The sequence below is a fragment of the Rhizobium sp. AG855 genome, assembly GCF_003610655.1.
Taxonomy (GTDB): Bacteria; Pseudomonadota; Alphaproteobacteria; order Rhizobiales; family Rhizobiaceae; genus Allorhizobium; species Allorhizobium wuzhouense.
Window position 1 is genome coordinate 940,630 of sequence record NZ_RAQG01000003.1, and the last position, 23,881, is coordinate 964,510.

Consider the following 23,881-nt stretch of genomic DNA (forward strand, 5'->3'; position numbering starts at 1 on the left):
CCCCGCCAGATTTTTATGGCTGCGTGACGGCGAACCAGTCGCCTCTTTTCCCAAACAGATTCATCCTGCGGCCGTAAACGGCCTCAATCATTGACATTTCGCGCATCACGACGCCTGCATGGTCGTCTGCCCGCGCATCATTTGCTGGAGTACATCCATGTTCTCGTGGTTTGAAAACCGCCTGAATGCCTATCCGGAGGGCGAGCCGACGCTGCCGCCGAAGGGGCTCTTCGCGTTTTGCTGGCATTACACCAAGCCGGCCTGGCCATGGCTTTTGCTGCTCGGTCTCTGCTCGGGACTGATCGCGGTTGCCGAAGTGTTTCTCTACCAGTTCCTCGGCAATATCGTCGACTGGCTGTCGAATGCCGATCGGGCGACCTTCCTGCAGACGGAAGGGCATACGCTGATTGCCATGGCGGCATTGCTCCTGATCGGCCTGCCGCTGATCGGCGTGGTCCATACCGTCACCATGCACCAGGTGCTGGCCGGCAATTTCCCGATGATCGCTCGTTGGCAGATGCACCGCTTCCTGCTGCGTCACTCGATGACCTTCTTCGCCAACGAGTTTGCCGGCCGCGTCTCGACCAAGGTAATGCAGACGGCGCTGTCGATCCGGGAAAGCGTGATGAAGATCATCGACGTCTTCATCTATGCGACGACCTTCTTCGTATCGATGCTGGCGCTGGTCGCCTCCGTCGACTGGCGTCTCGGCGTGCCGTTGGTGGTCTGGCTCATCATCTATGCGCTGATCCTGCGCAACTTCATTCCGAAGCTGCGCAAGCTCTCGAGCGAGCAGGCGGATGCCCGCTCGATGATGACGGGGCGGATCGTCGACAGCTATACCAATATCGGCACTGTGAAGCTGTTCTCGCATGCCGGTCGCGAGGAGACCTATGCCAAGGAGGGCATGGATGCTTTCCTCGGCACGGTGCATCGGCAGATGCGGCAGATCTCGCTCCTCAACATCTGCGTCGACATCAACAATGCGATCGTGCAGTTCGCGGTGGCCGCCCTCGGCATCTGGTTCTGGCTGAATGGCAATGTCACTGTGGGTGCGATTGCGGTGGCGATCGGGCTTTCGATGCGCATCAACGGCATGTCGCAATGGATCATGTGGGAAGTGGCCGCACTCTTCGAAAACATCGGCACGGTCTATGACGGCATGGGCATGATGACCAAGCCGCATGACATCGTCGACGAGCCAGAGGCCAAGGCGCTGGCCGCACCGAAGGGAGAGATCGTCTATGACGGCGTGCGTTTCCACTACGGCAAGCAGAAGGGCGTGATCGAGGGCTTCTCGCTGACGATCAAGGCTGGCGAAAAGGTTGGTCTCGTCGGGCGCTCCGGTGCCGGCAAGACGACGCTGATGAACCTGCTCCTGCGCTTCTACGACATCGAAAAGGGCAAGATCCTGGTCGATGGGCAGGATATCTCGCAGGTCAGCCAGGATAGCCTTCGCGCGCTTGTCGGTGTCGTCACGCAGGACACGTCGCTGCTGCACCGCTCGATCCGCGACAACATCGCCTATGGCCGGCCGGATGCCACCGATGCCGAGGTGATCGAGGCGGCGAAGCGGGCCAATGCCTGGGAATTCATCCAGGCGCTGGCCGACCAGCAGGGCCGGACGGGTCTTGATGCGCATGTCGGCGAACGGGGCGTGAAACTGTCAGGCGGCCAGCGCCAGCGGATCGCGATCGCCCGCGTCTTCTTGAAGGACGCGCCGATCCTGATCCTCGACGAGGCGACGTCTGCGCTCGATTCCGAAGTCGAGGCGGCGATCCAGGAGAGCCTGTTCAAGCTGATCGAGGACAAGACGGTCATCGCCATTGCGCATCGGCTGTCGACGCTGACGCAGATGGACCGGTTGATCGTGCTCGACAAGGGCCGGATCGTGGAGGAAGGCACGCACCAGCAGCTGGTTCAGACCGGTGGCATCTATGCCGATCTGTGGAATCGCCAGTCCGGTGGCTTCCTGCCGGACCAGGTCGATCCGGAAGAAGAGCAGGCAAAGAAGCTGCATGCCGAAGAGGCGGCCAAAGCGCTGGACGATGCCTCGGAGGAAGCGGCGGAGTGATCTCCGGCCGACCGATATCACAAAGAGCAGATGGGGGCAGGAATGCCCCATTTTTGTTAGTTTTTTGTTTTCCATGGCAGCTCGGCTGCAAGGGGCGAGGCAAGAAATGCCCTGTGACGGGTAAGGTTTTATTGAGGGGCTGGCTGCCACGGAGGACACAAGGGGCTTTTTGCCTCCGGACCCTTTTTCAAGCGCGGATTTCAGTCGTGAAAAAACTCAAGATCAGAATTCTCCTGCCGCTCCTTTTCGGCCTGATGGTGGTCGTCTCCCTCGTTCAGGGTGGCATCGCGATCCACTCGGTGGACAGCGTGAGCGAACAGATGGACGAGGTGGGGGCCCGTCTGGAACGCTCGCTGCAGATTGCCGAGATCGAGACCCAGCTTGGCGAGGTTCGCCGGCTGAACCTGATGACGCTCAATGCGAGCAATGCCGGCGAGAAGCGCAAGCTGGTGGACGCCCTGAATGTGGCCACCGAGGCGCTCGACGCCTCGATCGCGCGCTTCGAACCGATGATCACCATACCTGCGGTCCGCCAGCATTTCGACGTGTTCAAGAAAAAGGTCCAGCAGTATCAGGAGCTCGGCCGGAATTTTGTCCAGCAGGCGCTGACGTCGAAACTCTACCAGGCCAAAGACACGATCGCGCAGATGGTGCCGATCGGCGGCGATGCCGGTACCGCCCTGCAGGAGATCATCGAGATCAACCGCGATGTGGCCGACAGCGTGCGCAGTGAGGGCAGGGCCGCAGCGGAAACCGCCTTTGCGCTGTCGATCACGGCCGTCATCTGCGCGGCCCTTCTGGCGCTGGTTGCCGCGGTGATCAGCATTGTGCGCATCGTTCGCCCGATTTCCGCGATCACGGCATCGATGCACGGGCTCGCAAATGGCGATACCGCGACCGAAATTCCCTTCGGCGCGCGGCATGACGAACTCGGCGAGATGGCGGCGGCAGTCGCCGTGTTCCGCACCAATGCGATAGAACGGGCACAGCTGGAGCATCAGGCCGAGGAGAACCGGTCGCTCAGCGAAAGCGAACGGCTGGCGCGCGAGGCTCAGAAGGCCGAGGAACAGGCTCAGGTGCAGTTTGCCGTCGACCAGCTCGCCGGCGGTCTGCAGCGGTTGTCGGACGGTGATCTTGCTGTGACCATCGATCAGCGCTTCACCGACCATCTCGATGCCCTCAGGGTCAATTTCAACCAGTCCGTGGCACGCCTGCGCGAGGCCATGCAGGCGGTGAGCGACAATGCGCGTGCAATCGATGCCGGTGCCAATGAGATGCTGGCGGCGGCCGACGATCTCTCCAAACGCACCGAACAGCAGGCGGCCTCTGTCGAGGAGACGGCCGCAGCGCTTGAACAGGTGACGACGGCTGTGAAGGATTCGACCATCCGGGCCGAGCAGGCGGGCCAGCTTGTCAGCCATACGCGGGATGGGGCGGAGCGTTCCGGAGAGGTGGTGCGCCGCGCGGTTGCGGCCATGCAGCAGATCGAGAAGTCGTCGTCCGAGATTTCCAACATCATCGGCGTCATCGACGAGATCGCGTTCCAGACCAACCTGCTTGCGCTCAATGCCGGCGTGGAAGCGGCGAGAGCCGGCGACGCGGGCAAGGGCTTTGCGGTTGTGGCGCAGGAGGTGCGCGAGCTTGCCCAGCGCTCAGCCAGTGCCGCAAAGGAGATCAAGGGCCTGATCAACACCTCCGGCGAGCAGGTGCGAAACGGCGTCGCCCTGGTCGGCGAGACCGGCAAGGCGCTGGAGACCATCGTCAGCGAAGTGCAGGCGATCAACCAGAACGTGGCGGCAATCGTGACCTCGGCCCGCGAGCAGTCGACCGGTCTGCAGGAGATCAATATGGCGGTCAACCAGATGGATCAGGGCACGCAGAAGAATGCCGCCATGGTCGAACAGTCGACGGCGGCATGCCATGGGCTTGCGCAGCAGGCTGCGGCCTTGACGCAGCTGATGGCGCAATTCCGGACGGACGAGGGCGGGGCGCGGCGCGAGCCGTCAAGCCGTGTCGCGGCGGATGCCCCCGTGCCCCCGGCATCGGTATCGGCATCCCCGGCACGGGCACTCGGTCGCAAGGTCGCCAATGCTTTCCGGGGCAATGCCGCGCCGGTCGCTGAATGGTCCGATTTCTAAGCCTCAGGCGCGGGCCGGAGGCGGCATTTTCCAGGCGTTGGGAAAGGGGGCAGGGATGCCCCCTTTTTTCGTTTGCCGTCGCGCCAATTCACGGCGCTGATCGTTTCATTCATTGAATTGGCTTGTGCCATTGCCCTACGGGCCGCTATGCGGGGTGACATTCGATCACGCGATCACGGGGCGGCATCAGGCCGCGACTTCTCATGCTGAAATATATAGACTGGTTCTGGGCCATCCTGGCAGGTGCCCTGCTTGCCACCATGGTGACGATCAATAGCGGGCTTGCAGCCCATACGACACCGTTCACGGCCTCCTGGGTGGTGCATGGCGTGGGTGCCGTGGCCGCCTTCGTCTTGTTGATGGCCAATCTCGCCTTGGGTCGCAAGGCGGGACATATCAGGATCGACGGGCGCACGCCGCTCTGGACCTATTTCGGCGGTGCGCCGGGCGCCTTTGCCGTGGCGCTGAGCTCGATCGCCGTCAATTCCGAGCTGGCTCTGGCCGGCGGACTTTCCCTTCTTCTCGTCGGGCAAATCCTCTTCGGGTTGCTGTCGGATCAGTTCGGACTGTTCGGCACGCCGAAGCGCGGGCTGAACCGCTTCGATTTCCTGTCGGCCCTTTGCGTGATCGGCGGAAGTGCGCTTCTCATCTTCTCGAAGGGGGCCTGAATGTTCGGCGCTGTCGCAATCGCCCTTCTGGGAGGGGCCGTGGTGGGGATGAGCCGCTCGATCAACGGCCGGCTGACGATGACCAAGGGGCCCTTCGTCGCCTCGGTCTGGAACCACGCCATCGGCTTCCTGCTCCTGACGGTCTATATCGTTTTCGTCCACCGGGTAGGGTTGCCGCTTCTCGGGCAGACGCCGGCCTTCTTCTTCTTCGGCGGGGTCATCGGCGCCTTCTTCGTCGCGATCAGCTCCCATGTCTTTCCGCGCCTCGGTGCGGCGCGTTCCGGGTTGCTGATCATCGGTGCGCAGATGATCACCGGGCTTTTGATCGACTACCTGCGCGGCACGGCCGAATTCCACATCGGCCAGCCGGCAGGCGTCGCGCTGATCATCGTCGGGATTTATCTGACGCGGTTTTCCCGCTGAGGCCCAAGGGCTCGGCGAGATGGAGAATATGTAATTCTCCAGAGCCGCCAATTGCTTTGCCATGGCGGCGAAACCGCCTATATCGCTTGGCATGTTCCAAGCAATCGCACGTCTCTTTGAAAACTGGCTGGATCCCTTCGCGCGCTCGGACGATCTGAAGCCGCCGGAGAGGACCTGGGCCTTTGTCTGGTTCTATGTGCGGCAGGCGAAGTTCGCCTTCCTGCTGATGGCCCTGTTCGGCGGCGCCGTCGCCATGCTGGAGGCGGGGCTGTTCTGGTTTGTCGGGCGGCTGGTCGACCTTCTGGACACGGTGCCGAAGGATGCCGGCTGGGACGGGCTGATCGGCGCGCATGGGCTCGAGCTGCTCGCCATGGCTCTGATCGTGCTGGTCGGCCGCTTTCTCGTCGTGACGATCGGGGCACTGGTCGAAGAGCAGGTGATCGTGCTCAACTTCTTCAATCTGGTGCGCTGGCAGGCGCATGTGCATGTCAGCCGGCAGTCGCTCTCCTTCTTCCAGAATGATTTTGCCGGCCGTATCGTGACCAAGGTCTGGTCTGCCGGGCAATCGACGGGCGACCTTCTGACCTCGCTCCTGCAGGTCGTCTGGTTCATGGTGATCTATACGGTCTCGACCATGGCGCTGGTCGCCCAGCTCGATTGGCGGCTCGCGGCGATCATCGGCGCCTGGGTCATCATCTTCCTGGTGCTCGCCCGTTACTTCGTGCCGAAGATCCGCAAACACGCGAAGGACACGGCGGAAGCGGCCTCGATGCTGAACGGGCGGCTGGTCGACAGCTATTCGAACATCCAGACGCTCAAACTCTTCGGTCGGGAGCGGCAGAACGATCATTATATCCGGGCGGGCTTCGACCGTTTCCAGGACACTCTCAGGCCGTTTGCCCGGCTTTTGACCGGCGTGCGTTCCTCGCTTGCCATTCTCTCCGGCGTGATGATCCTGATGGTGGCGCTGCTGTCGGTCGATCTCTGGTTCGCCGGCGCGGTGACGGCCGGCGGCGTCGCCTTCACGCTGGGGCTGGTGCTCCGGCTCAACATGCTGCTCGGACGGATGATGACGCAGCTCAACAGCATCATGCGCAATATCGGCACGATCCAGAATTCGGCCGAACTGGTGGCCAAGCCGATCGGGCTCACCGATGCGCCCCAGGCGAGCCGGTTGGAGGTTCGTTCGCCGGAAATCCGTTTCGAGGATGTCACCTTCCATTACGGCCGAAAGACAGGCGCGATCGACCACCTGACCCTCACCATCCGTCCGGGCGAAAAGGTCGGGATCGTCGGGCGGTCAGGCGCGGGCAAGTCGACCCTCGTCAATCTTCTGCTGCGCTTCTACGACCTGGAAGGCGGTCGTATCCTGATCGACGGGCAGGATATCGCCAAAGTCACCCAGGAGAGCCTGCGTTCGCAGATCGGCATGGTGACCCAGGATACCGCGCTGTTGCACCGGTCGATCCGCGACAATGTACTCTTCGGTCGCGAAGATGCGGGCGAGGACAGGCTGATCAAGGCGGCGGAGCGGGCGGAAGCGCTCGATTTCATCCAGCGGCTGGAAGACCAGCGTGGCCGCAAGGGGTTTGACGCGCATGTCGGCGAGCGGGGCGTCAAGCTTTCCGGCGGACAGCGGCAGCGCATCGCCATTGCACGCGTCATGCTGAAGGATGCGCCGATCCTCGTGCTGGATGAGGCGACATCGGCGCTGGACAGCGAGGTGGAAGCCGCGATCCAGTCCAATCTCGACCGGCTGATGCAAGGCAAGACGGTGCTTGCCATCGCACACCGGCTGTCGACGATCGCAGCGCTCGACCGTCTGGTCGTGATGGACAAGGGGCGGATCATCGAAGAGGGGACGCATTCCGAACTGGTGGCGCTTGGCGGTCTTTATTCGGAACTCTGGGCTCGTCAGTCGGGTGGCTTCCTCGATACGCGCGCAACCGAAACGGTCGGCTGAGGCAGGGCCTTGCTCCCGCCCGTCTCGTTGCTTGACAGATGTCAGGTGAGGGCGGGCCCGCCGGCGCGTTGCCGCCGGCTCCTGTCGCGATGACGCGTGGCTATAAGCCGCATGGGGACAAAGCCAATTTATTCCGCGACATAGTGGCTCCCCAAAGGGGGAAGACTGGACAGATTGGAATATCAAGCTTAGAACGCGCCAATCTGGCGGGGAATCTATGGTCATGACATGGCCGAATTGTGATTCCCGCTGCGGGGGCAAATGCGGTTTGTCGCAGGATTGCGAAGAGGAAAAAGTGACCGTGAGCGAACACGAGACGACGACTGAACATGCGGGCGAGCCTACGCGCCGCGATTTTCTCTACATGGTGACCGGCATGGCCGGAGCGGTTGGTGCGGTTTCGGTCGCCTGGCCCTTCATCGACCAGATGCGCCCGGATGCCTCGACGCTCGCGCTCGCTTCGATCGAAGTGGACGTATCGGCGCTCGAGCCCGGCATGTCGCTGACGGTCAAGTGGCGCGGCAAGCCCGTGTTCATCCGCAACCGCACCGACAAGGAAGTCGAAGAAGGCAAGGCTGTGGCGCTCGCTGATCTCAAGGATCCGATCGCCCGCAATGCCAATATCGACCCGACGGCGGAAGCAACCGATGTCGCGCGTTCTGCCGGCGAGGGCAAGGAAAACTGGATCGTCATGATCGGTTCCTGCACCCATCTCGGCTGCGTGCCGCTCGGTCAGTCGGGCGATTTCGGTGGCTGGTTCTGTCCCTGCCACGGTTCGCACTACGATACGGCCGGCCGTATCCGCAAGGGTCCGGCGCCTGCGAACCTCGCTGTGCCGACCTATGGCTTCGTTTCCGATACTGTGATCAAGATCGGCTGAGGGGATAAGACAAGATGAGTGGCCATTCCAGTTACCAGCCGTCCACCGGCGTTGAAAAATGGATCGACGCGCGCCTGCCGCTGCCGCGCCTGGTCTATGACAGCTTCGTTGCCTATCCGGTTCCCCGCAACCTGAACTATGCTTACACCTTCGGCGCCATGCTCTCCGTGATGCTCGTGGTGCAGATCCTGACCGGCGTCGTGCTGGCCATGCACTATGCCGCCGAAACGACGGTTGCCTTCAACTCCGTCGAAAAGATCATGCGCGACGTCAACCATGGTTGGCTCCTGCGCTACATGCATGCCAACGGCGCATCCTTCTTCTTCATCGCCGTCTATCTGCACATCGCCCGTGGTCTTTACTACGGCTCGTACAAGGCGCCCCGCGAAATCCTCTGGATCCTCGGCGTGGTGATCTTCCTCCTGATGATGGCGACAGCCTTCATGGGTTACGTTCTGCCCTGGGGCCAGATGTCCTTCTGGGGCGCGACCGTCATCACCGGTTTCTTCACCGCCTTCCCCTGGGTTGGCGAGTGGATCCAGCAGTTCCTGCTCGGTGGCTTTGCCGTCGACAACCCGACGCTGAACCGCTTCTTCGCGCTGCATTACCTGCTGCCGTTCATGATCGCCGGCGTCGTCATCCTGCACGTCTGGGCCCTGCACGTGACCGGCCAGACCAACCCGACCGGCGTTGAAGTCAAGTCCAAGACGGACACCGTTCCGTTCACGCCTTATGCTACGCTCAAGGATGCCTTCGGCGTGTCGGTCTTCCTGCTGGTCTTTGCCTGGTTCGTCTTCTACATGCCGAACTATCTCGGCCATCCGGACAACTACATCCCGGCTGACGCCCTGAAGACCCCGGCGCATATCGTTCCGGAATGGTACTTCCTGCCCTTCTACGCCATGCTGCGCGCCATCACCTTCAATGTCGGCCCGATCGACTCGAAGCTCGGCGGCGTTCTCGTGATGTTCGGTGCGATCATCGTGCTGTTCTTCCTGCCCTGGCTCGACACCTCGAAGGTTCGCTCGGCCGTGTACCGTCCCTGGTACAAGCTGTTCTTCTGGCTCTTCGTGGTCAACTCGATCATCCTCGGCTGGCTCGGCGCCATGCCGGCGGAAGGCACGGGCCTGTTCGGCCTGCTGTTCCGCGGCGAATTCGTCGGCAACTATGTCGGCTACTCGCAGCTCGGAACGGCCTACTACTTCGGGTTCTTCCTCGTGATCATGCCGCTTCTTGGTCTGTTCGAGACGCCGAAGCGCATCCCGAACTCGATCACCGAAGCTGTTCTCGAAAAGAGCGGCAAGTCTGCTGCTGTCCAAGCCTGATTGCGCGAGAGAGGGAAACAAGAACAATGAAGAAGCTTCTCACGAGCATCGCGCTCATTGCTTCGATGGCCGGCTTTGCCGGCCTGGCCTCGGCCGCAGAAGAGGGCTCTGCCCTCGAACATGCGGTCGAACATGCGGCCAAGAGCGGTCACTATCCGATCCTGAAGCCGAAGGAAATCGACTGGAGCTTCGGCGGCCCGTTCGGCACCTATGACAAGGGTCAGCTGCAGCGCGGTTTGAAGATCTACAAGGAAGTCTGTTCTGCCTGCCACTCGATGAAGCTGGTGTCCTTCCGCACGCTGGAAGAGCTGGGTTACTCGGAAGAGCAGGTGAAGGCATTCGCCGGCGAATACGAAGTGCAGGACGGCCCGAACGCCGACGGTGAAATGTACACCCGCAAGGCCGTGCCTTCCGATTACTTCCCGTCGCCGTTCCCGAACAAGGAAGCGGCTGCGGCTGCCAACAACGGCGCTGCTCCGCCGGACTTCTCGCTGATCGCAAAGGCGCGCGGCGTGACCCGCGGCTTCCCGCAGTTCGTCTTCGACATCTTCACCCAGTATCAGCAGGGCGGCCCGGATTACATCCATGCGCTGCTCACCGGATACCAGGAGCCGCCGGAAGGCGTGACGGTTGCCGAAGGTACGCATTTCAACCCGTACTTCATGAGTGCTGCTGCTCTTGCGATGGCGCCGCCGCTTTCGGATGGTCAGGTGACCTATGACGACGGCACGCCCGAGACGCTGGACCAGTACTCGCAGGACGTCGCCGCGTTCCTGATGTGGACGGCCGAGCCGCATCTCGAAGAGCGCAAGCGCATGGGCTTCATGGTCATGGTATTCCTCGCCATCTTCACGGCGCTGATCTACCTGACCAAGAAGTCGGTCTATGCGAACAAGGAACACTGATCGGACACGATCGGTCGCGTTTGAAAAAGGCGGTCTTCGGACCGCCTTTTTTGTTGGGAGGGCCTTGCCGATCTTGGTATGGTCCGAGCAACTCCTTCTTCTCCGACATTCGGATACTCTATGACAAAGATTTCTTCTGAACTGGCCGACTCCATCCGCTCCATTCCCGATTATCCCAAGCCCGGGATCATTTTTCGCGACATCACGACGTTGCTCGGCGATGCGCGGGCGTTTCGCCGGGCGATCGATGAGCTGGTGCAGCCCTATGCGGGCCTGAAGATCGACAAGATCGCCGGCATGGAAGCGCGGGGATTCATTCTCGGCGGGGCCGTCGCCCACCAGTTGTCTGCCGGCTTCGTGCCGATCCGCAAGAAGGGCAAGCTGCCGCATGAGACGGTGCGGATCGCCTACAGCCTGGAATATGGCGTGGACGAGATGGAAATTCACATGGATGCGGTGAAGCCGGGGGAGAAGGTGATCCTCGTGGATGACCTGATTGCGACCGGTGGCACGGCCGTGGGTGCGGTGCAGCTGCTGCGGCAGATCGGGGCGGATGTCGTCTCGGCCTGCTTCGTCATCGATCTGCCGGAGCTCGGCGGTCGCAAGAAGCTCGAGGCGCTCGGCGTCGAGGTTCGCACGCTGGTGGAATTCGAGGGGCACTGAGCCCCCCGAGTTGATCAGCCAAGGGCTTTGGCGATGTCGTCGGCAAGCTCCGACGGTGCCGTGCGGGGCGAAAAGCGGGCGATCGGCTGACCGTCGCGACTGACGAGGAATTTTGCAAAATTCCAGCCGATCTCGGTGCCCTGTTCTGCGCCCGGTGTTTCCGCCTTCAGGTAAGCGTAGAGCGGATGGGTCCCGTCACCGTTCACCTCGATCTTGGAAAAGAGCGGGAAGGTCACGGCGAACTGAGTTTCGCAGAAGAGGGCGATTTCCTTTTCCGTGCCGGGCTCCTGGGCGCCGAACTGGTTGCAGGGGAAGCCCAGGACCACGAGATCGTCATTGGCCTTGTAGAGGGCTTCCAGGCCTTCGTATTGCGGGGTGAGGCCACAGGCGCTCGCGGTGTTGACGATCAGCAGCACCTTTCCGGCATAGTCCTTCAGGCTGCGCTCCGTGCCGTCGATGGTGGTCATGGTGAAATCGTGGACGCTCATGGCTGTTGCTCCTCGTCGGGGAAAAATTCAATCAGGTTGCTCTTGAAGCGCAGCACCGTCTCGCCGTTCTGGTTGACGCCTTCGGACAGTGCTGCGTTGAGGATATAGCGATGCCGGCCCTGGACGGTGCGGCTGTCGATCGGCGTCATGAAGAAGGTGATCGTGTCGCCGACAAAGACGGGTTTCAGCCATTGCAGCTCGGCAAAGCCGGGCGAGGGGCCGAGCTTTGGAGGGGCGATGCCTTCGGCGGCCAGGCGCTTCATCTCGCGGGTGATGAAGCCGATAAAGCTCTTCATCCAGTTGGCGCAGGTGTGCCAGCCCGAGGCGCAGAGCGCGCCGAAGACATAAGTCTTCGCGGCTTCCGCATCGACATGGAAGGGTTGCGGATCGAATTTTTCGGCAAAGCGGATGATATCCTCGGCGGTGAAGGTGACCGAGCCGAGTTCCAGGCGGGTGCCGGCGGGATAGAGGTCGAGCAGTCTCATGCGCTCACCTCCGTCGTCTCGCGGCGGCGGACCATGACAGCGTTGCGGGCCTTCAGCACGGTTTCGCCGCGCTGGTTGTGCAGTTCATGGCCGAAGGTGACGATGCCGAGATGCGGGCGCGAGCGCATCAGGCGGGTTTCCTCGACAACAGACTGACCCGAGAGCGTGTCGCCTGCGAGCACGGGCCTGCGCCATTGCATGAATTCGATGCCGGGGGCACCTTCGGAAGCGGCTTTCAGCACATAGGCGTCAATCATCAGGCGCATGAAGAGGCTGGAGGTGTGCCAGCCGGACGCCGACAGGCCGCCGAGGATGCTGGCTTTACCGGCGTCTTCGGAGAGATGCATGGGCTGCGGGTCGAATTCGGTGGCGAATTCGATGATCTCCTCGGCGGTCACCAGACGCGGCCCGAGCGCGAAGCTTCGGCCCTGCGTAAAGTCCTCGTAGTGAAGCTTTTCTGTCTCCATGCAGCATGTTCTCCAATGCCTTGCCAGTCGCTATGGTCATAAGCGGGAATCGTGAGGTGGTCCATGGCAGGTTGGGCAGATCAGGCCGGCTTTCTGGCTGGCATCGACGATGCGGCGCGGCGCGAGCTTGAGGCATTGAAGCCGATGCATGTGCCCCAGCGCACGACGCTGTTTCGGCCGGGGGATGCCGCGCAGGCCTTTGTCATCCTGCTGTCGGGCAGAATCGGCGTCTATCTCACCGGCCGCAACGGGCGGGAGCTGCTGCTCTATTCGGTGACGCCCGGCGAGACCTGCGTGCAGACGACGCTTGGGGTTCTCGGCGGCGCGCTCTATACGGGCGAGGCGGTGGCCGAGAGCGACCTTGTCGCGGTGATGGTGCCGCCCGCCCTTGTGGAGCGGCTCATTGCGAATTCCGTCGGCTTCCGGCACTTCGTCTTCAAAGCCTTTGCCGACCGCTTGGGCGACCTGATGTTCGTGCTGGAGCAGGTGGCCTTCGTGAAGGTGGAGCAGCGGCTGGCGCATGCGCTTCTCGAGCGTGCGGACGGGGACGGGCGGGTGGCCCTGACGCATCAGGAACTGGCCGTGGTGATCGGCACGGCGCGCGAGGTGGTGTCGAGGCGGCTGGAGGCGCTTGCGTCCAAAGGCGTGGTTGAAAACGAGCGCGGGGAGATCCGGATCATCGATCGCGGCGAAGTGTCCCGCATGGCGAAGGCCGGTGACGGCTAGCACCTTGCAAACCGCGTGACTTAGTCACCGACGCCAGTTGCGGCGGGCCTTATGCTCGGCTCATCGCTGCGCAAATCGGAGGGAAAACCATGTTTGCCAAGAATGTCGGATCGGTGGATCGCATGCTGCGGATCATCGTCGGCCTCATCCTCTTGTCCCTGTTCTTCATCTATCCGGGTGCCTGGTGGCGCTATTACACGCTGATCGGCGTCGTGCCGCTCCTGACCGGCCTGATGTCGACCTGCCCGCTCTATTCGATCCTTGGCCTCTCGACCTGCCCGGCAAAGCGGGTCTGACACGGCCTTCCGCGTCTCCTGAAAAGCGAAAGGCCGCGAGGGTGTCGCGGCCTTTCGTGTTTCTGCGTGTCGACCTTACGTGTTGAAACGGAAGTGGATGACGTCGCCGTCATGCACGACATATTCCTTGCCTTCGTCGCGGCCCTTGCCGGCTTCCTTGGCGCCGACTTCGCCCTTGTGGGCGATGTAGTCGTCATAGGAGATGGTGAAGGCGCGGATGAAGCCGCGTTCGAAATCGGTGTGGATGACGCCGGCAGCAGCCGGGGCCTTGGTGCCACGGACGATGGTCCAGGCGCGGCATTCCTTCGGGCCGACGGTGAAATAGGTGATCAGGTCGAGCAGGTGGTAACCGGCCCGGATCAGGCGGTCGAGGCCGGCTTCGTCGAGGCCGAGTGCCGAGAGGAATTCGGTCGCTTCCTCTTCCGGCAGCTGGGCAACTTCGGCTTCGATGGCAGCCGAGATGATGACGCATTCCGCACCCTGTTCGGCGGCCATCTTGGCGACGGCTTCGGTGTGCTTGTTGCCGGTCGCGGCGTCACCCTCGGCGACGTTGCAGACATAGAGGACAGGATGCGAGGTCAGCAGGTTCAGGCCCTTCAGGATCTCGATTTCTTCCGGTGCCAGCGTCTTCAAGAGAAGGCGGGCAGGCTTGCCGTCCTGCAGAAGCTTGACGACCTGTTCCATGATCGGCAGCTGGGCGACCGAATCCTTGTCCTTGGAGGCGGCGCGCTTGCGGGTCTGCTCGACGCGGCGTTCCAGGCTTTCGAGGTCGGCGAGCATCAGCTCGGTTTCGATCGTGTCGGCATCACCCACCGGGTCGATCTTGCCTTCAACATGGGTGATGTCATCATCTTCGAAGCAGCGCAGTACATGGACCACGGCGTCGACTTCGCGGATGTTGGCGAGGAACTTGTTGCCGAGGCCTTCGCCCTTCGAGGCGCCGCGCACGAGGCCGGCGATGTCGACGAAGGAGATGCGGGTCGGGATGATTTCCTTGGAGCCGGCGATGTCGGCCAGCTTCTTCATGCGCGGATCGGGAACGGCCACTTCACCAGTGTTCGGCTCGATCGTGCAGAAGGGATAGTTGGCTGCCTGGGCTGCCGCCGTCTTGGTCAGCGCGTTGAAGAGGGTGGACTTTCCGACATTCGGAAGCCCGACGATACCGCATTTGAAGCCCATGGCTCTGAATACCTGCTCGGGATGGATTTTCGTTGTCCACGCCTATGGGGTATAGGAGGGACATGGTCAAGTGTTGCGGCCCCGAGAGGGCCTGAAGTTGCCGGAGGATCTATGGCGAAGGATACGGTGCTGGCGCCCAAGACCGACACGAAGCCGAAGGTGGAGAAGCCACGGCTCTACAAGGTCATCCTGCACAATGACGACTATACGCCGCGCGAATTCGTCACCATCGTCCTGAAAGTGGTGTTCCGGATGAGCGAGGAGACGGGGAACCGCGTCATGCTCACGGCCCACCGCTTCGGTTCCGCCGTGGTCGTGGTGTGCACCCGCGAAATTGCCGAGACGAAGATCACGGAGGCGATGGATCTCGCCAAGGAGGCGGGCATGCCGCTGTTGTTTACGGCCGAACCGGAGGAGTGAGCGGCGTGTCCGACCTGACCCGACAAACAGATTGGAACTCCGTCCGCCGCATGATGAATGCAGCGATCGACTTTTGCGAACAGGTGGAAGCACTCGGTTATGGCGAGCGTGATCGCGATGCCGCGACGGACGTGAATGGTCAGACGGTCAGTGCGCAGGACGTGCTCACCAGCGCATGGACCTATCCAGAAACCATGCGCTACGCCATTATCCGCCAAAGACACGACGCGGCGGATGACCTTGCATATGTGCCGGAGACCGCGCGCGTGCTTCAGGCGATGGCGGCTGCATGTGCTGAATTATGTGGTGCGAGACCCGGAACGTCAGAGGCGGTCAGGGTCCCGGAGTTGCTACAATGGTTCGAAACGCATGCGCCACAGACGCTCAAGACGGCGTTGGTATCCCGTCGCGGCGAATGAAGCAGCCCGTGATGTTGCAGGATCAGGCCGGGATGCGCGCGATCACCTTGATTTCAAAATCAAAGCCGGCGAGCCAGTTGACGCCGATTGCCGTCCAGTTGGGATAGGGTGGGGCGGGGAAGATCTCCGACTTGACCTTCATGATCGTCCCGAACTGATTTTCCGGGTCGGTGTGAAAACTGGTGACGTCGACGAGATCGGCAAGGGTGCAGCCGGCGGCGGCAAGGGTGGCTTCGAGATTGGAGAAGGCGAGGCGCGCCTGGGTTTCGAAGTCGGGCTCTGGCGAGCCGTCGGGGCGGCTGCCGACCTGGCCGGAGACGAAGAGGAGGTCGCCGGTGCGGATTGCTGCGGAATAGCCGTGCTCTTCGTAAAGGGCGTGGCGGTTTGCAGGGAAGACGGGCTGCGGTCTGGTCATGGGTGTCCTTTCGGCATGCGATCTCGTTCCGCCCGGATGTCGGGTCGGTGACGTGCCGCTTGGCGGATCTGCAAAGATTTCATATACGATGCGTATGTAGAAATATTCGCATACGAGTCGTATGTCAATCTCACATACGCTACGTATGTGGATTGTGGAGGATGCCTTGAAACGTAGTCGCTCGGAAAGCATGGAGGAAAATCGTGGCAAGCTGATCGCTGCTGCGCGAAAAGCCTTTGCCGAAAACGGCTATGCGGCTGCTTCCATGGATGCGCTGACAGCGGAAGCCGGCCTCACGCGCGGGGCGCTCTACCACAATTTCGGCGACAAACGTGGGCTGTTTGCCGCCGTTGTCAATCAGATCGATACGGCAATGGCCGAGCGTGCCAAGGCGCGGGCCGCTGCGGCTGGCGAGGGGTGGGAAGCGCTGCTGGCCGAGGGGGCCGCCTATATCGAGATGGCGCTCGATCCGGAGGTGCAGCGGATCGTGCTGCTGGACGGTCCGGCGGTGCTCGGCGATCCCTCACAATGGCCGAGCCAGAACAGCTGCCTGAAGGTGACGCGGCAGGCAATCGAGCAGCTTCAGGCGGATGGAATCCTGAAGCCGGTGGATGCGGAAGCGGCTGCGCGCCTGATCAGTGGGGCAGCGCTCAATGCGGCGATGTGGATTGCGGCAAGCGACGAGCCGGAGACGGTGCTGCCGAAGGCGCAGGACGCGTTTCGCCTGCTGGTGGACGGTTTGCTGGCGCGCCCCTGAGGCTGAGGGTCAGCGCCGGGCAAGCGCCGCCTTCAATCCCCCTTCGGCCCGAACAGCTTCTTCAGCATATCCGCCATCGGTCCGGTTTCCGGCAGTTTCTTCGGCTGCTGCATGTTGCCGCGGGCCTGGCGGATGTGGGATTGGCCTGCGGGTTTGGTGGGCTTGGGCGCCTTGGCTGGCTTGTCGTCATCGGGCTTTGAGCCGGTGGCGAGCGCCAGCTTGTTGAGGAGTTGCGAATCCTCGCCCTTCACCAGCATGTCGGCATTGTCGGCCAAGGCTTCCAGCAGTGGCTCAAGCCATTCGGCGTCGAGCTTGCCGAAGTCGCCGAGCACATGGCCCTGGACGCGCGACTTGTCGCCGGGATGGCCGATGCCGAGGCGCAGGCGCCGATAATTCTGGCCGCAATGGGCGTCGAGCGACTTGATGCCGTTGTGGCCGCCATGGCCGCCGCCGGTCTTGATGCGGGCCTTGCCGGGGAGCAGATCGAGCTCGTCATAGATCGCCGTGATCGCTTCCGGGCCGAGCTTGTAGAAGCGCATGGCCTCGCCGACGCTTTCGCCCGAGAGGTTCATGAAGGTCTGCGGCTTGATCAGAAGCACCTTTTCACCGGCGATCGTGCCTTCGGAAATCTCCGCCTTGAACTTTTTCGCCCAGGGCGAAAAGCCGTGGCGGGCCTTGATGGCGTCCACGGCCATGAAGCCGATATTGTGGCGGTTGCGCTCGTATTTCGACCCGGGATTGCCGAGCCCTGCCAGGATGATCATCGTTTGTCCCGTTTCTCAGACCTGGGCCTTCCCCACCGCGAAACGAGGCCGATGTCAAGGCTTGGTGGCCTGTTCCGGCAGTTTTGCCTTGTCGAGGCCGTAGCTCGCGAGGATCTTTGCCTGGGTGCCGTCAGCGATCAGGGCATCGAGGGCGGCCTGCATTCTCAGCCGCAGGTCCTCGGGAAAATCGGGATGGCAGGCGAGCGAAAACTTCTGCTCGGTGAAGATGAACTTGAACTCGATCGGTTCCCCGGCCTTCTCCAGGACGACGTAATGCTGTTCGTCCAGCGGCATCAGGTCGATGCGGCCGCTCTGGAGCTTCTTCAAGTTGAGTTTGATGTCGCTCGCCAGGTCGATCTTGGCAAAACCGAGTTCTTCGAGAAGGGTCTCGGTGTAATCGTCGCGCTGGGTGCCGACGGTGTAGGCCTTGGCTTCCTCGACATTCTTCACATCGACGCCGCCGCCCTTGCGGCCGATCATCAGGTTGCGGCCGATGGCGAGAGGTTCGATCCAGACGAAACGGCCGTCCCGTTCGGGGATGTGGGCGGTGGTGAAGACGCAATGAAGGGGAGTGGTCTCGGCCAGTGCGATCGCGCGCGCCCAAGGCATCATGTCGATGGAATAGGGAACGCCGATCTGCTTCATCATCAGGAGGATCTGGTCATAACCAGCGCCCTTGATCTGGTCACCCTCGCGGAAATTGTAGGGCGGGTAGTCTTCCGTGGTGAAATGGACGGCTTCTGCGGCGGCGACCGGCGCGGCCACAAGGGACAGCAGGACAGCGAGCATTTTCATGGCGGTTCCCTCCTTGGCGGCGTTCAGCGTACCGATACCTTCAAACTGCGGGTTTGCGGCATTCTGGTTTCATCGATCAGTGTGGCAACGGCCTGGGGGCGGGCAAAGAAATAACCCTGGCCGTAATCGACGCCGAAATCTGCCAGGATCCGGCGCTGTTCTTCCGTTTCGATGCCTTCGGCGACGACGGTGCATTCCATCTTGTGCGAGATGGCGGTGATGCCTTCGACGAGCATGCGGCTCTTGTGGCGCAGTTCGGGGTTCTCGTCGGCGAGCGCGCGGATGAAGGACTGGTCGATCTTCACGATGTCGACGGGAAAACGGTTCAGGTAGCTGAGCGAGGAATAACCCGTGCCGAAATCATCAAGCGCGAGGCGATAGCCGTAGCGATTGAATTCGTCGAGGATGGTGCGGATCTGCGGGTTGTCATGCAGCAGCGTCGCCTCGGTGATCTCGATCACGATCCGCTTTGGCGCGATGCCGTATTCGGTCGTGAGGGCTGCGAGGCGCACGGGCAGCGAGGGGTCGAACTGCAGCGGCGAGAAGTTGACGGCGAGATAGGCGTCATGGTTGCCGGACGCGTCGCTGAGGCGGGCGAGATTGGCGAGTGCCTTTTCGAGGATCTGGCCACCAAGCCGGGTGATCGCGCCGGTTTCCTCGGCAACGGCGATCAGCGGGGCAGGGGGCATGATGCCATGTTCCGGATGGACGAGGCGCATCAGGGCCTCGTATCCGACGACACGGCCGGTCTCGACCTGCACGATGGGCTGGAAGAAGGCATCGAACCAGCCCTGGGCGAGGCCCTCTTCGATATCGTGCTCGATCTCGGCGCGCTGGCGGGTGTGGTCCTGGAGCTGCGGATCGTAGAACTGGGCACCGTTCTTGCCGTCGCGCTTCTTGCTGTACATCGCCATATCGGACTTTTGCAGCAACTCGGCCGCATTGCAGGCGTGGCGCGGGTAGAGCGCGATGCCGATGCTGGCGCTGAGCCGGACGCTGGCGCCCTCGATGACCATCGGATCGCCGAAGACGTCGCAGAGCCTGCCGCTTAGATCCTGGGCGAGGGACTCGACGCGTCTGGCGCGCACGAGGATGGCAAATTCGTCACCGCCGAGACGGGCGGCGGTCGCGCCTTGCGGAAGGAGGGCGTTCATGTGCTCGACAAAGGCGCAGAGCACCTGGTCGCCGGCCTGGTGGCCGAGATTGTCGTTGATCCACTTGAAGCGGTCGAGGTCGACGAAGATGCAGGCCAGTTCCTCGCCCGCCAAATCTGTCGCGCGGATTTCGCGGTCAAGCGCGATTTCAAAGCCCTGCCGGTTGCTGAGACCCGTCAGGTGGTCGGTGATGGCCTGGCGGTGGTTGCGCTCTTCCGATTGCTTCAGCGCTGTCACGTCGGTCATGACGCTGAGCGACAAAGCCTCGGTCTCGCCTTCGGACTCGCGGCTGGATTCGGCAATGAGGACGTCCATGATGCGCCCGTCTTCGCAAACGAACTGGGTCGTTGCTTCCTGCACGCCGGCAATCGAGCGGGTCTTCTTGCGATCGGTATAGGCGTCCTGGGCGGCGGGAGGCACCAGTTCGATGAAGCGGCGGCCGACGATCTCGTGACGTTTGTAGCCGGTCGCCAGAAGCCAGTAATCGCTGACGCCGGTGATGCGGTCTTCCTCGTCGAGCGAGAACAGCATGGCCGGGGTGGTGTTGTAGATGTCGGTCGAACGGCGATGGGCAAGCTTGAGTTCGCTCTCTTCCCGCTCCAGCTTGATCTGCATGGCATTGAAGCTGCGGGCGAGGCGGCCGATTTCGTCGTTCGACTGCCAGTCGACGTGATGGCGGGAGCCGAGCTGACGGGTGGCCTCAATAGCGGCGGTCAGCTTCAGGAGCGGCTTCATCACCATGATCCGGTTGCCGATGACGGCCGCGCCCACCACGCCGATGACGGCCAGCATGAAGATGCCGATCAGCAGAACCTCCGCCTGACGCAGAGAGGAGAACATGCCGATGCGGCTGTAGTAGAGCGTAATCGTGCCGACGAGCTTCGGCCCCTCCATCGCGCGGTAGTAGATTTCGCGGCTGATGCTCTCCAGCCCGTTCTTCGGCCACTTCGGTAGCGCCGGCATGGAAACGGCGATGTCGCCGGACAGGTCCTTGACGGTGACCCGGCTGATCATGCCGTTGGAGACGATGGTGGCGGTGATTTGCTCGACGCTTTCGCGGTCGAAGTCCCAGAGCGGCTTGGCCAGGGCCTGGGCATTGGCGGCAATCACCACGTCGAGATTCTGTTGCAGTTCGCGCGATGCGCGATCAGTCGCCAGCGACAGAAACAGACCGAAGAGCGGAACGACCAGAATGAAGATCGTGGTCGCGACGATCGCCAGGAAGCGGCTTTCGACCGAACGGGTCATCGCGATCCAGACTCAACCGCGAAACGACGTTGCGACATGCTCATGACGGGCTCCCACGCGCAGAGATTGAATGCGCACGGTTGCATGAAACCGTTTAAATCTGACTAAGGAAAGTTGTGACATTTTCCTTGGTTTCAAAAGAAACCAATAAAAAACCCACCCCCTTGCAGGGATGGGTTCGCGATTGTCACCGATGCCTGATATCAGGCTTCGGCAGCTTCTTCTTCCATGCCGCCGGCCGGAGCGACGATCGTGGCGATGGTGAAATCGCGATCGGCGATGACCGGGGTCACGCCCTTCGGCAGCTTCACGGCCGAGATATGCACGCTGTCGCCGACCTTGAGGCCAGCGAGGTCAACGGTGATCGCTTCCGGAATGTCGGAAGCCGGGCAGTGCAGTTCAACTTCGTGGCGAACGATGTTGAGAACGGCGCCAGTCTTGATGGCCGACTTCTCTTCGTTGATGAAGTGAACCGGAACCTGAACCGAAACCTGGCTGTTTGCCGAGACGCGCAGGAAGTCGACATGCATCGTGAAGTCACGAACGACGTCGAGCTGGTAGTCCTTCGGCAGGACGCGGATCTTCTCGCCGTTGACGTCGATGACGGCAACGGTGGTCAGGAAACCGCCTGCATGGATGCGCTTGGTGATCTCGTTGGTGTTGATCGAGATCGAAATCGGGGCCTGCTTGTCACCATAGATGACAGCCGGAATCAAACCGTTGCGGCGAAGTTCGCGGGAGGACCCCTTACCTACCCGTTCGCGTGCTACGGCCTTGAGCTCGTAAGTAGCGTGGCTCATGGCTTTACCTTTCAAGTTACTGGAGAGCCCTGGCGGTGCATTCAGCCGATGCCAGGACCGGAGACCGTTGCCGGTCCCATCCGCATTGCCTCCAAGGGTGTCTGCGCGGATCGGGCGCCTATAGACCAGATGATGCGGAATGGCAAGGTTTGCCGACGAAAAGGCATGCTCGCCGGATCGTGATCGCGATCTAGCGCTCGGAAGGGCGGGTGGCAAGTTGGTAACCATCCGGGGCAAGCATTTGGAAATTGACGAATGTTAGGAAATGCAAAGCTGCTCCCTCCATCCGGTCATGTCCCATGTTCCAAGTCCTCACCTGCATCGCGGTCGATCATTCGCCAATTTCCCTGGTGGCAGCCGTCAGCGTCTGTGTCTTCGGTTCGCTGCTCACGATGCGGCTTTTCGGTCGCGTCCGCAACACGCGGGGGATCACGCGGGCGAGCTGGATCACCCTGACCAGCGTGATTGCCGGTTGTTCGATCTGGACGACGCATTTCGTCGCGATGATGGGCTACCGGACCGGCGTGGTCGCCGGTTATGCCCCGACGGCCACTCTGCTCTCGCTGGTTCTGGCGATCACCGTTACCGGGATTGGTCTGACGATCGCAGCCATGACGCAACGAAGCCTGCTGATCGAAGCGGGCGGTTTCCTCGTCGGTCTCGGGATCGCCGCCATGCATTATGTCGGTATGTCCGGCTATCAGGTGCAGGGACACCTGGACGTGGATCAAACGTATGTCGCCACATCGCTCGCCTTCGGCGCCTTCTTCGGGGCCCTGGCCACCAGCAGGGTCGCACGGCCGGTAACGCGGTTCTGTCGCTATGGCGGTGGCATGGCGCTCATCTTCGCCATCGCCACGACGCATTTCATCGGCATGACCGGCGTGACGCTGGTTCAGGATCCCATGGCGGCCATGCCGGCCAACATCCTGCCTGAAAGCCTGATGACGCTCGTGCTGATGCTGGTCACCGTGATGATCCTCGCCATTGGCTCGATGACCTACGTGATCGACCGGCAGACGTCGAAATCGGCGCTTGAGCGGTATCGGCACCTGTCCCTGCACGACGCCCTGACCGGCCTTCCCAACCGTTCTGCCTTCCTTGAGCGTGTGGCGCACCTGATGGAGCGGCCCGACGCCCGGAATGCGCGGATTTATGTGCTGTCCTTCGATCTCGACCGGTTCAAGGAGATCAACGACGTTCATGGCCATGCTGCCGGAGACCAGGTATTGCGCGTGGCCGCTGAGCGGATGAATGCACAGATGGGCGAGGGGGACTTCGTCGCGCGCATCGGTGGTGACGAATTCGTGGCGGTCTCATCGCGGCTCTTTACCCATGCCGAGGCGGAAAAGCTGGCACAGCGCATCATCACCGATCTGAGTGCACCGATCGTGTGGGAGGGGTTGACGCTGTCGATCGGCAGCAGCATCGGCATTGCCGTCTTTCCCGATGGCGCGGAGAATGTCGACGACCTGCTCGCCCAGGCGGATGTCGCAATGTACCGCGCCAAGGCGACGGGATCGAACAATGTCTGCTTCTACGACATCTCGATGGACCAGGCGGCGCGGGCGCGCAGTGCCCTTGCCATGGATATGCGCCACGGCCTCATGCATGGCGAATTCGAACTCTATTTCCAGCGACAGAACGATACCCAGTCCGGCAAGGTTGTCGGGTTCGAGGTCCTGTTGCGCTGGACGCATCCGATGCGCGGCATGGTCTCGCCCGTCGACTTCATTCCGATTGCCGAGCGGACGGGATTCATCATGGAACTCGGCGACTGGGTGTTGCGGCAGGCCTGCCTGGAGGCCGTGCAATGGCGCAACCCGCTCTGCATCGCCGTCAATGTCGCGCCCAAGCAGCTCGCCAATCCGGCCTTTCCGCAGCGCGTGCGGGACATCCTCACCGAAACCGGTCTTCCCGCCGAGCGGCTGGAACTGGAAATCACCGAATCCGGCATCATTGCCGACCAGCAGCATGCGCTGAACATCATTCGCCAGCTCAAGTCCTTCGGGGTGAAGATCGCCATGGACGACTACGGAACCGGTTATTCGTCGCTGTCGACGCTGCAGCTCTTCCCCTTCGACAAGATCAAGATCGACCGCGCCTTCATCGACAACGTGGCAGAAAACCGCCAGTCGGCAGCGATCGTGCGCTCGACGCTGATCCTCGCCCAGAGCCTCGATATTCCGGTGCTGGCAGAAGGGGTCGAAAATGCCGACCACCTGAAATTCCTGCAGGACGAGGGCTGTGCCCAGGTTCAAGGCTATCTCTATGGTCGGCCGGCGCCGTTGTCGCAGCTTCAGGATGTCGTCAACGGTCAACCCGCTGACACAACGCCTGGCCCGGAAGCTCCTGCATCGGCCACACGGACACTCGCGGCCTGATCCTTCCACGGTCCTGACAAGTGTCGCAAAACTGCGCCACCTGAA

At 61.9% G+C, this 23,881-nt stretch carries 24 protein-coding genes; 15 read left to right on the plus strand and 9 right to left on the minus strand.

All coding sequences use genetic code 11. The features are described from left to right. Nucleotides 1-157: 157 nt before the first annotated feature. From DFO46_RS04565 to DFO46_RS04605, 9 genes are all read left to right on the plus strand, one after another. The gene (locus tag DFO46_RS04565) at nt 158-2,074 is read left to right on the plus strand and encodes an ABC transporter ATP-binding protein (RefSeq protein ID WP_245422508.1); all 1,917 of its coding nucleotides are present in this window, start codon (nt 158-160) and stop codon (nt 2,072-2,074) included. 206 nt (nt 2,075-2,280) lie between these two features. Next, the gene (locus DFO46_RS04570; RefSeq protein WP_120276488.1) at nt 2,281-4,212 is read left to right on the plus strand and encodes a HAMP domain-containing methyl-accepting chemotaxis protein; all 1,932 of its coding nucleotides are present in this window, start codon (nt 2,281-2,283) and stop codon (nt 4,210-4,212) included. 203 nt (nt 4,213-4,415) lie between these two features. Further along, on the plus strand, nt 4,416-4,880 hold the full coding sequence (locus tag DFO46_RS04575; protein WP_120276489.1) for a DMT family transporter: 465 nt from the start codon (nt 4,416-4,418) through the stop codon (nt 4,878-4,880). Beyond that, nucleotides 4,881-5,303, plus strand: a complete 423-nt coding sequence (locus tag DFO46_RS04580) for a DMT family transporter (RefSeq protein ID WP_120276490.1) — start codon at nt 4,881-4,883, stop codon at nt 5,301-5,303. It begins immediately after the preceding gene. 91 nt (nt 5,304-5,394) lie between these two features. Further along, nucleotides 5,395-7,266, plus strand: a complete 1,872-nt coding sequence (locus tag DFO46_RS04585; RefSeq protein WP_120276491.1) for an ABC transporter ATP-binding protein — start codon at nt 5,395-5,397, stop codon at nt 7,264-7,266. 301 nt (nt 7,267-7,567) lie between these two features. Then, nucleotides 7,568-8,146: a ubiquinol-cytochrome c reductase iron-sulfur subunit gene (petA, locus tag DFO46_RS04590; protein WP_110791026.1), complete on the plus strand. Its 579-nt coding sequence runs from the start codon at nt 7,568-7,570 to the stop codon at nt 8,144-8,146. Between the two features lie 14 nt (nt 8,147-8,160). Continuing rightward, nucleotides 8,161-9,471, plus strand: coding sequence for a cytochrome b N-terminal domain-containing protein (locus tag DFO46_RS04595; protein ID WP_110790923.1), 1,311 nt, complete (start codon nt 8,161-8,163; stop codon nt 9,469-9,471). Nucleotides 9,472-9,497: 26 nt separating this feature from the next. Continuing rightward, on the plus strand, nt 9,498-10,376 hold the full coding sequence (locus DFO46_RS04600; RefSeq protein ID WP_110790922.1) for a cytochrome c1: 879 nt from the start codon (nt 9,498-9,500) through the stop codon (nt 10,374-10,376). A gap of 120 nt (nt 10,377-10,496) precedes the next feature. Continuing rightward, nucleotides 10,497-11,039, plus strand: coding sequence for an adenine phosphoribosyltransferase (locus DFO46_RS04605; RefSeq protein ID WP_110790921.1), 543 nt, complete (start codon nt 10,497-10,499; stop codon nt 11,037-11,039). 14 nt (nt 11,040-11,053) lie between these two features. Here DFO46_RS04605 and DFO46_RS04610 read toward each other — a convergent pair whose 3' ends face one another. From DFO46_RS04610 to DFO46_RS04620, 3 genes are read right to left on the minus strand one after another with little or no spacing between them, the layout of a single operon-like run. Then, complete coding sequence (locus DFO46_RS04610; RefSeq protein ID WP_120276492.1) at nt 11,054-11,527, minus strand: glutathione peroxidase; 474 nt, start codon at nt 11,525-11,527, stop codon at nt 11,054-11,056. Continuing rightward, nucleotides 11,524-12,012 carry a MaoC/PaaZ C-terminal domain-containing protein gene (locus DFO46_RS04615; protein WP_120276493.1) on the minus strand — a complete coding sequence of 163 codons (489 nt, stop codon included), beginning with the start codon at nt 12,010-12,012 and terminating at the stop codon, nt 11,524-11,526. Before DFO46_RS04615 ends, DFO46_RS04610 begins: the two co-directional genes overlap by 4 nt. Further along, nucleotides 12,009-12,479 (minus strand): MaoC family dehydratase, encoded by a 471-nt coding sequence (locus DFO46_RS04620; RefSeq protein ID WP_120276494.1) that lies wholly within the window; start codon nt 12,477-12,479, stop codon nt 12,009-12,011. The genes DFO46_RS04615 and DFO46_RS04620 overlap by 4 nt, the downstream gene beginning before the upstream one ends. A 63-nt stretch (nt 12,480-12,542) precedes the next feature. Here DFO46_RS04620 and DFO46_RS04625 point away from each other — a divergent pair, with 63 nt between their 5' ends. Together DFO46_RS04625 and DFO46_RS04630 are read left to right on the plus strand one after the other, a co-directional pair. Next, entirely contained in the window at nt 12,543-13,205 is a 663-nt protein-coding gene (locus DFO46_RS04625) for a Crp/Fnr family transcriptional regulator (protein ID WP_120276495.1), read from the plus strand. A gap of 89 nt (nt 13,206-13,294) precedes the next feature. Next, nucleotides 13,295-13,501, plus strand: a complete 207-nt coding sequence (locus DFO46_RS04630; RefSeq protein ID WP_120276496.1) for a DUF2892 domain-containing protein — start codon at nt 13,295-13,297, stop codon at nt 13,499-13,501. 75 nt (nt 13,502-13,576) lie between these two features. Here DFO46_RS04630 and ychF read toward each other — a convergent pair whose 3' ends face one another. Continuing rightward, nucleotides 13,577-14,680: a redox-regulated ATPase YchF gene (gene ychF / locus DFO46_RS04635; RefSeq protein ID WP_120276497.1), complete on the minus strand. Its 1,104-nt coding sequence runs from the start codon at nt 14,678-14,680 to the stop codon at nt 13,577-13,579. Nucleotides 14,681-14,791: 111 nt separating this feature from the next. On the opposite strand from ychF, the gene clpS reads away from it, so the two are divergent. Both clpS and DFO46_RS04645 read left to right on the plus strand, forming a co-directional pair. Next, the gene (gene clpS / locus DFO46_RS04640) at nt 14,792-15,100 is read left to right on the plus strand and encodes an ATP-dependent Clp protease adapter ClpS (RefSeq protein WP_110790914.1); all 309 of its coding nucleotides are present in this window, start codon (nt 14,792-14,794) and stop codon (nt 15,098-15,100) included. 5 nt (nt 15,101-15,105) lie between these two features. Then, entirely contained in the window at nt 15,106-15,519 is a 414-nt protein-coding gene (locus tag DFO46_RS04645) for a hypothetical protein (RefSeq protein ID WP_120278139.1), read from the plus strand. Nucleotides 15,520-15,541: 22 nt separating this feature from the next. On the opposite strand, the gene DFO46_RS04650 is transcribed toward DFO46_RS04645, so the two are convergent. Then, on the minus strand, nt 15,542-15,934 hold the full coding sequence (locus DFO46_RS04650; protein WP_120276498.1) for a RidA family protein: 393 nt from the start codon (nt 15,932-15,934) through the stop codon (nt 15,542-15,544). A gap of 166 nt (nt 15,935-16,100) precedes the next feature. Here DFO46_RS04650 and DFO46_RS04655 point away from each other — a divergent pair, with 166 nt between their 5' ends. After that, entirely contained in the window at nt 16,101-16,691 is a 591-nt protein-coding gene (locus DFO46_RS04655) for a TetR/AcrR family transcriptional regulator (RefSeq protein WP_110791025.1), read from the plus strand. A 32-nt stretch (nt 16,692-16,723) separates the two neighbouring features. On the opposite strand, the gene pth is transcribed toward DFO46_RS04655, so the two are convergent. The 4 genes from pth to DFO46_RS04675 form a co-directional block, all read right to left on the minus strand. Next, nucleotides 16,724-17,455 (minus strand): aminoacyl-tRNA hydrolase, encoded by a 732-nt coding sequence (gene pth, locus DFO46_RS04660; protein WP_120276499.1) that lies wholly within the window; start codon nt 17,453-17,455, stop codon nt 16,724-16,726. A 54-nt stretch (nt 17,456-17,509) separates the two neighbouring features. Next, nucleotides 17,510-18,250, minus strand: a complete 741-nt coding sequence (locus tag DFO46_RS04665) for a transporter substrate-binding domain-containing protein (RefSeq protein ID WP_120276500.1) — start codon at nt 18,248-18,250, stop codon at nt 17,510-17,512. 23 nt (nt 18,251-18,273) lie between these two features. Next, nucleotides 18,274-20,652, minus strand: coding sequence for an EAL domain-containing protein (locus tag DFO46_RS04670; protein ID WP_120276501.1), 2,379 nt, complete (start codon nt 20,650-20,652; stop codon nt 18,274-18,276). Between the two features lie 203 nt (nt 20,653-20,855). Then, the gene (locus tag DFO46_RS04675; protein WP_110790908.1) at nt 20,856-21,452 is read right to left on the minus strand and encodes a 50S ribosomal protein L25/general stress protein Ctc; all 597 of its coding nucleotides are present in this window, start codon (nt 21,450-21,452) and stop codon (nt 20,856-20,858) included. A 299-nt stretch (nt 21,453-21,751) separates the two neighbouring features. Here DFO46_RS04675 and DFO46_RS04680 point away from each other — a divergent pair, with 299 nt between their 5' ends. Then, nucleotides 21,752-23,836 (plus strand): EAL domain-containing protein, encoded by a 2,085-nt coding sequence (locus DFO46_RS04680; protein WP_120276502.1) that lies wholly within the window; start codon nt 21,752-21,754, stop codon nt 23,834-23,836. Nucleotides 23,837-23,881: the final 45 nt, after the last annotated feature.

Bases quoted from the DNA above. Each gene is read 5' to 3' on its own strand.
- DFO46_RS04565 (WP_245422508.1), top strand. From the start codon at position 158: ATGTTCTCGTGGTTTGAAAACCGCCTGAATGCCTATCCGGAGGGCGAG.
- DFO46_RS04575 (WP_120276489.1), top strand. From the start codon at position 4,416: ATGCTGAAATATATAGACTGGTTCTGGGCCATCCTGGCAGGTGCCCTG.
- DFO46_RS04580 (WP_120276490.1), top strand. From the start codon at position 4,881: ATGTTCGGCGCTGTCGCAATCGCCCTTCTGGGAGGGGCCGTGGTGGGG.
- DFO46_RS04585 (WP_120276491.1), top strand. From the start codon at position 5,395: ATGTTCCAAGCAATCGCACGTCTCTTTGAAAACTGGCTGGATCCCTTC.
- DFO46_RS04595 (WP_110790923.1), top strand. From the start codon at position 8,161: ATGAGTGGCCATTCCAGTTACCAGCCGTCCACCGGCGTTGAAAAATGG.
- DFO46_RS04600 (WP_110790922.1), top strand. From the start codon at position 9,498: ATGAAGAAGCTTCTCACGAGCATCGCGCTCATTGCTTCGATGGCCGGC.
- DFO46_RS04605 (WP_110790921.1), top strand. From the start codon at position 10,497: ATGACAAAGATTTCTTCTGAACTGGCCGACTCCATCCGCTCCATTCCC.
- DFO46_RS04610 (WP_120276492.1), bottom strand. From the start codon at position 11,527: ATGAGCGTCCACGATTTCACCATGACCACCATCGACGGCACGGAGCGC.
- DFO46_RS04615 (WP_120276493.1), bottom strand. From the start codon at position 12,012: ATGAGACTGCTCGACCTCTATCCCGCCGGCACCCGCCTGGAACTCGGC.
- DFO46_RS04620 (WP_120276494.1), bottom strand. From the start codon at position 12,479: ATGGAGACAGAAAAGCTTCACTACGAGGACTTTACGCAGGGCCGAAGC.
- DFO46_RS04625 (WP_120276495.1), top strand. From the start codon at position 12,543: ATGGCAGGTTGGGCAGATCAGGCCGGCTTTCTGGCTGGCATCGACGAT.
- DFO46_RS04630 (WP_120276496.1), top strand. From the start codon at position 13,295: ATGTTTGCCAAGAATGTCGGATCGGTGGATCGCATGCTGCGGATCATC.
- ychF (WP_120276497.1), bottom strand. From the start codon at position 14,680: ATGGGCTTCAAATGCGGTATCGTCGGGCTTCCGAATGTCGGAAAGTCC.
- clpS (WP_110790914.1), top strand. From the start codon at position 14,792: ATGGCGAAGGATACGGTGCTGGCGCCCAAGACCGACACGAAGCCGAAG.
- DFO46_RS04650 (WP_120276498.1), bottom strand. From the start codon at position 15,934: ATGACCAGACCGCAGCCCGTCTTCCCTGCAAACCGCCACGCCCTTTAC.
- pth (WP_120276499.1), bottom strand. From the start codon at position 17,455: ATGATCATCCTGGCAGGGCTCGGCAATCCCGGGTCGAAATACGAGCGC.
- DFO46_RS04665 (WP_120276500.1), bottom strand. From the start codon at position 18,250: ATGAAAATGCTCGCTGTCCTGCTGTCCCTTGTGGCCGCGCCGGTCGCC.
- DFO46_RS04670 (WP_120276501.1), bottom strand. From the start codon at position 20,652: ATGACCCGTTCGGTCGAAAGCCGCTTCCTGGCGATCGTCGCGACCACG.
- DFO46_RS04675 (WP_110790908.1), bottom strand. From the start codon at position 21,452: ATGAGCCACGCTACTTACGAGCTCAAGGCCGTAGCACGCGAACGGGTA.
- DFO46_RS04680 (WP_120276502.1), top strand. From the start codon at position 21,752: ATGTTCCAAGTCCTCACCTGCATCGCGGTCGATCATTCGCCAATTTCC.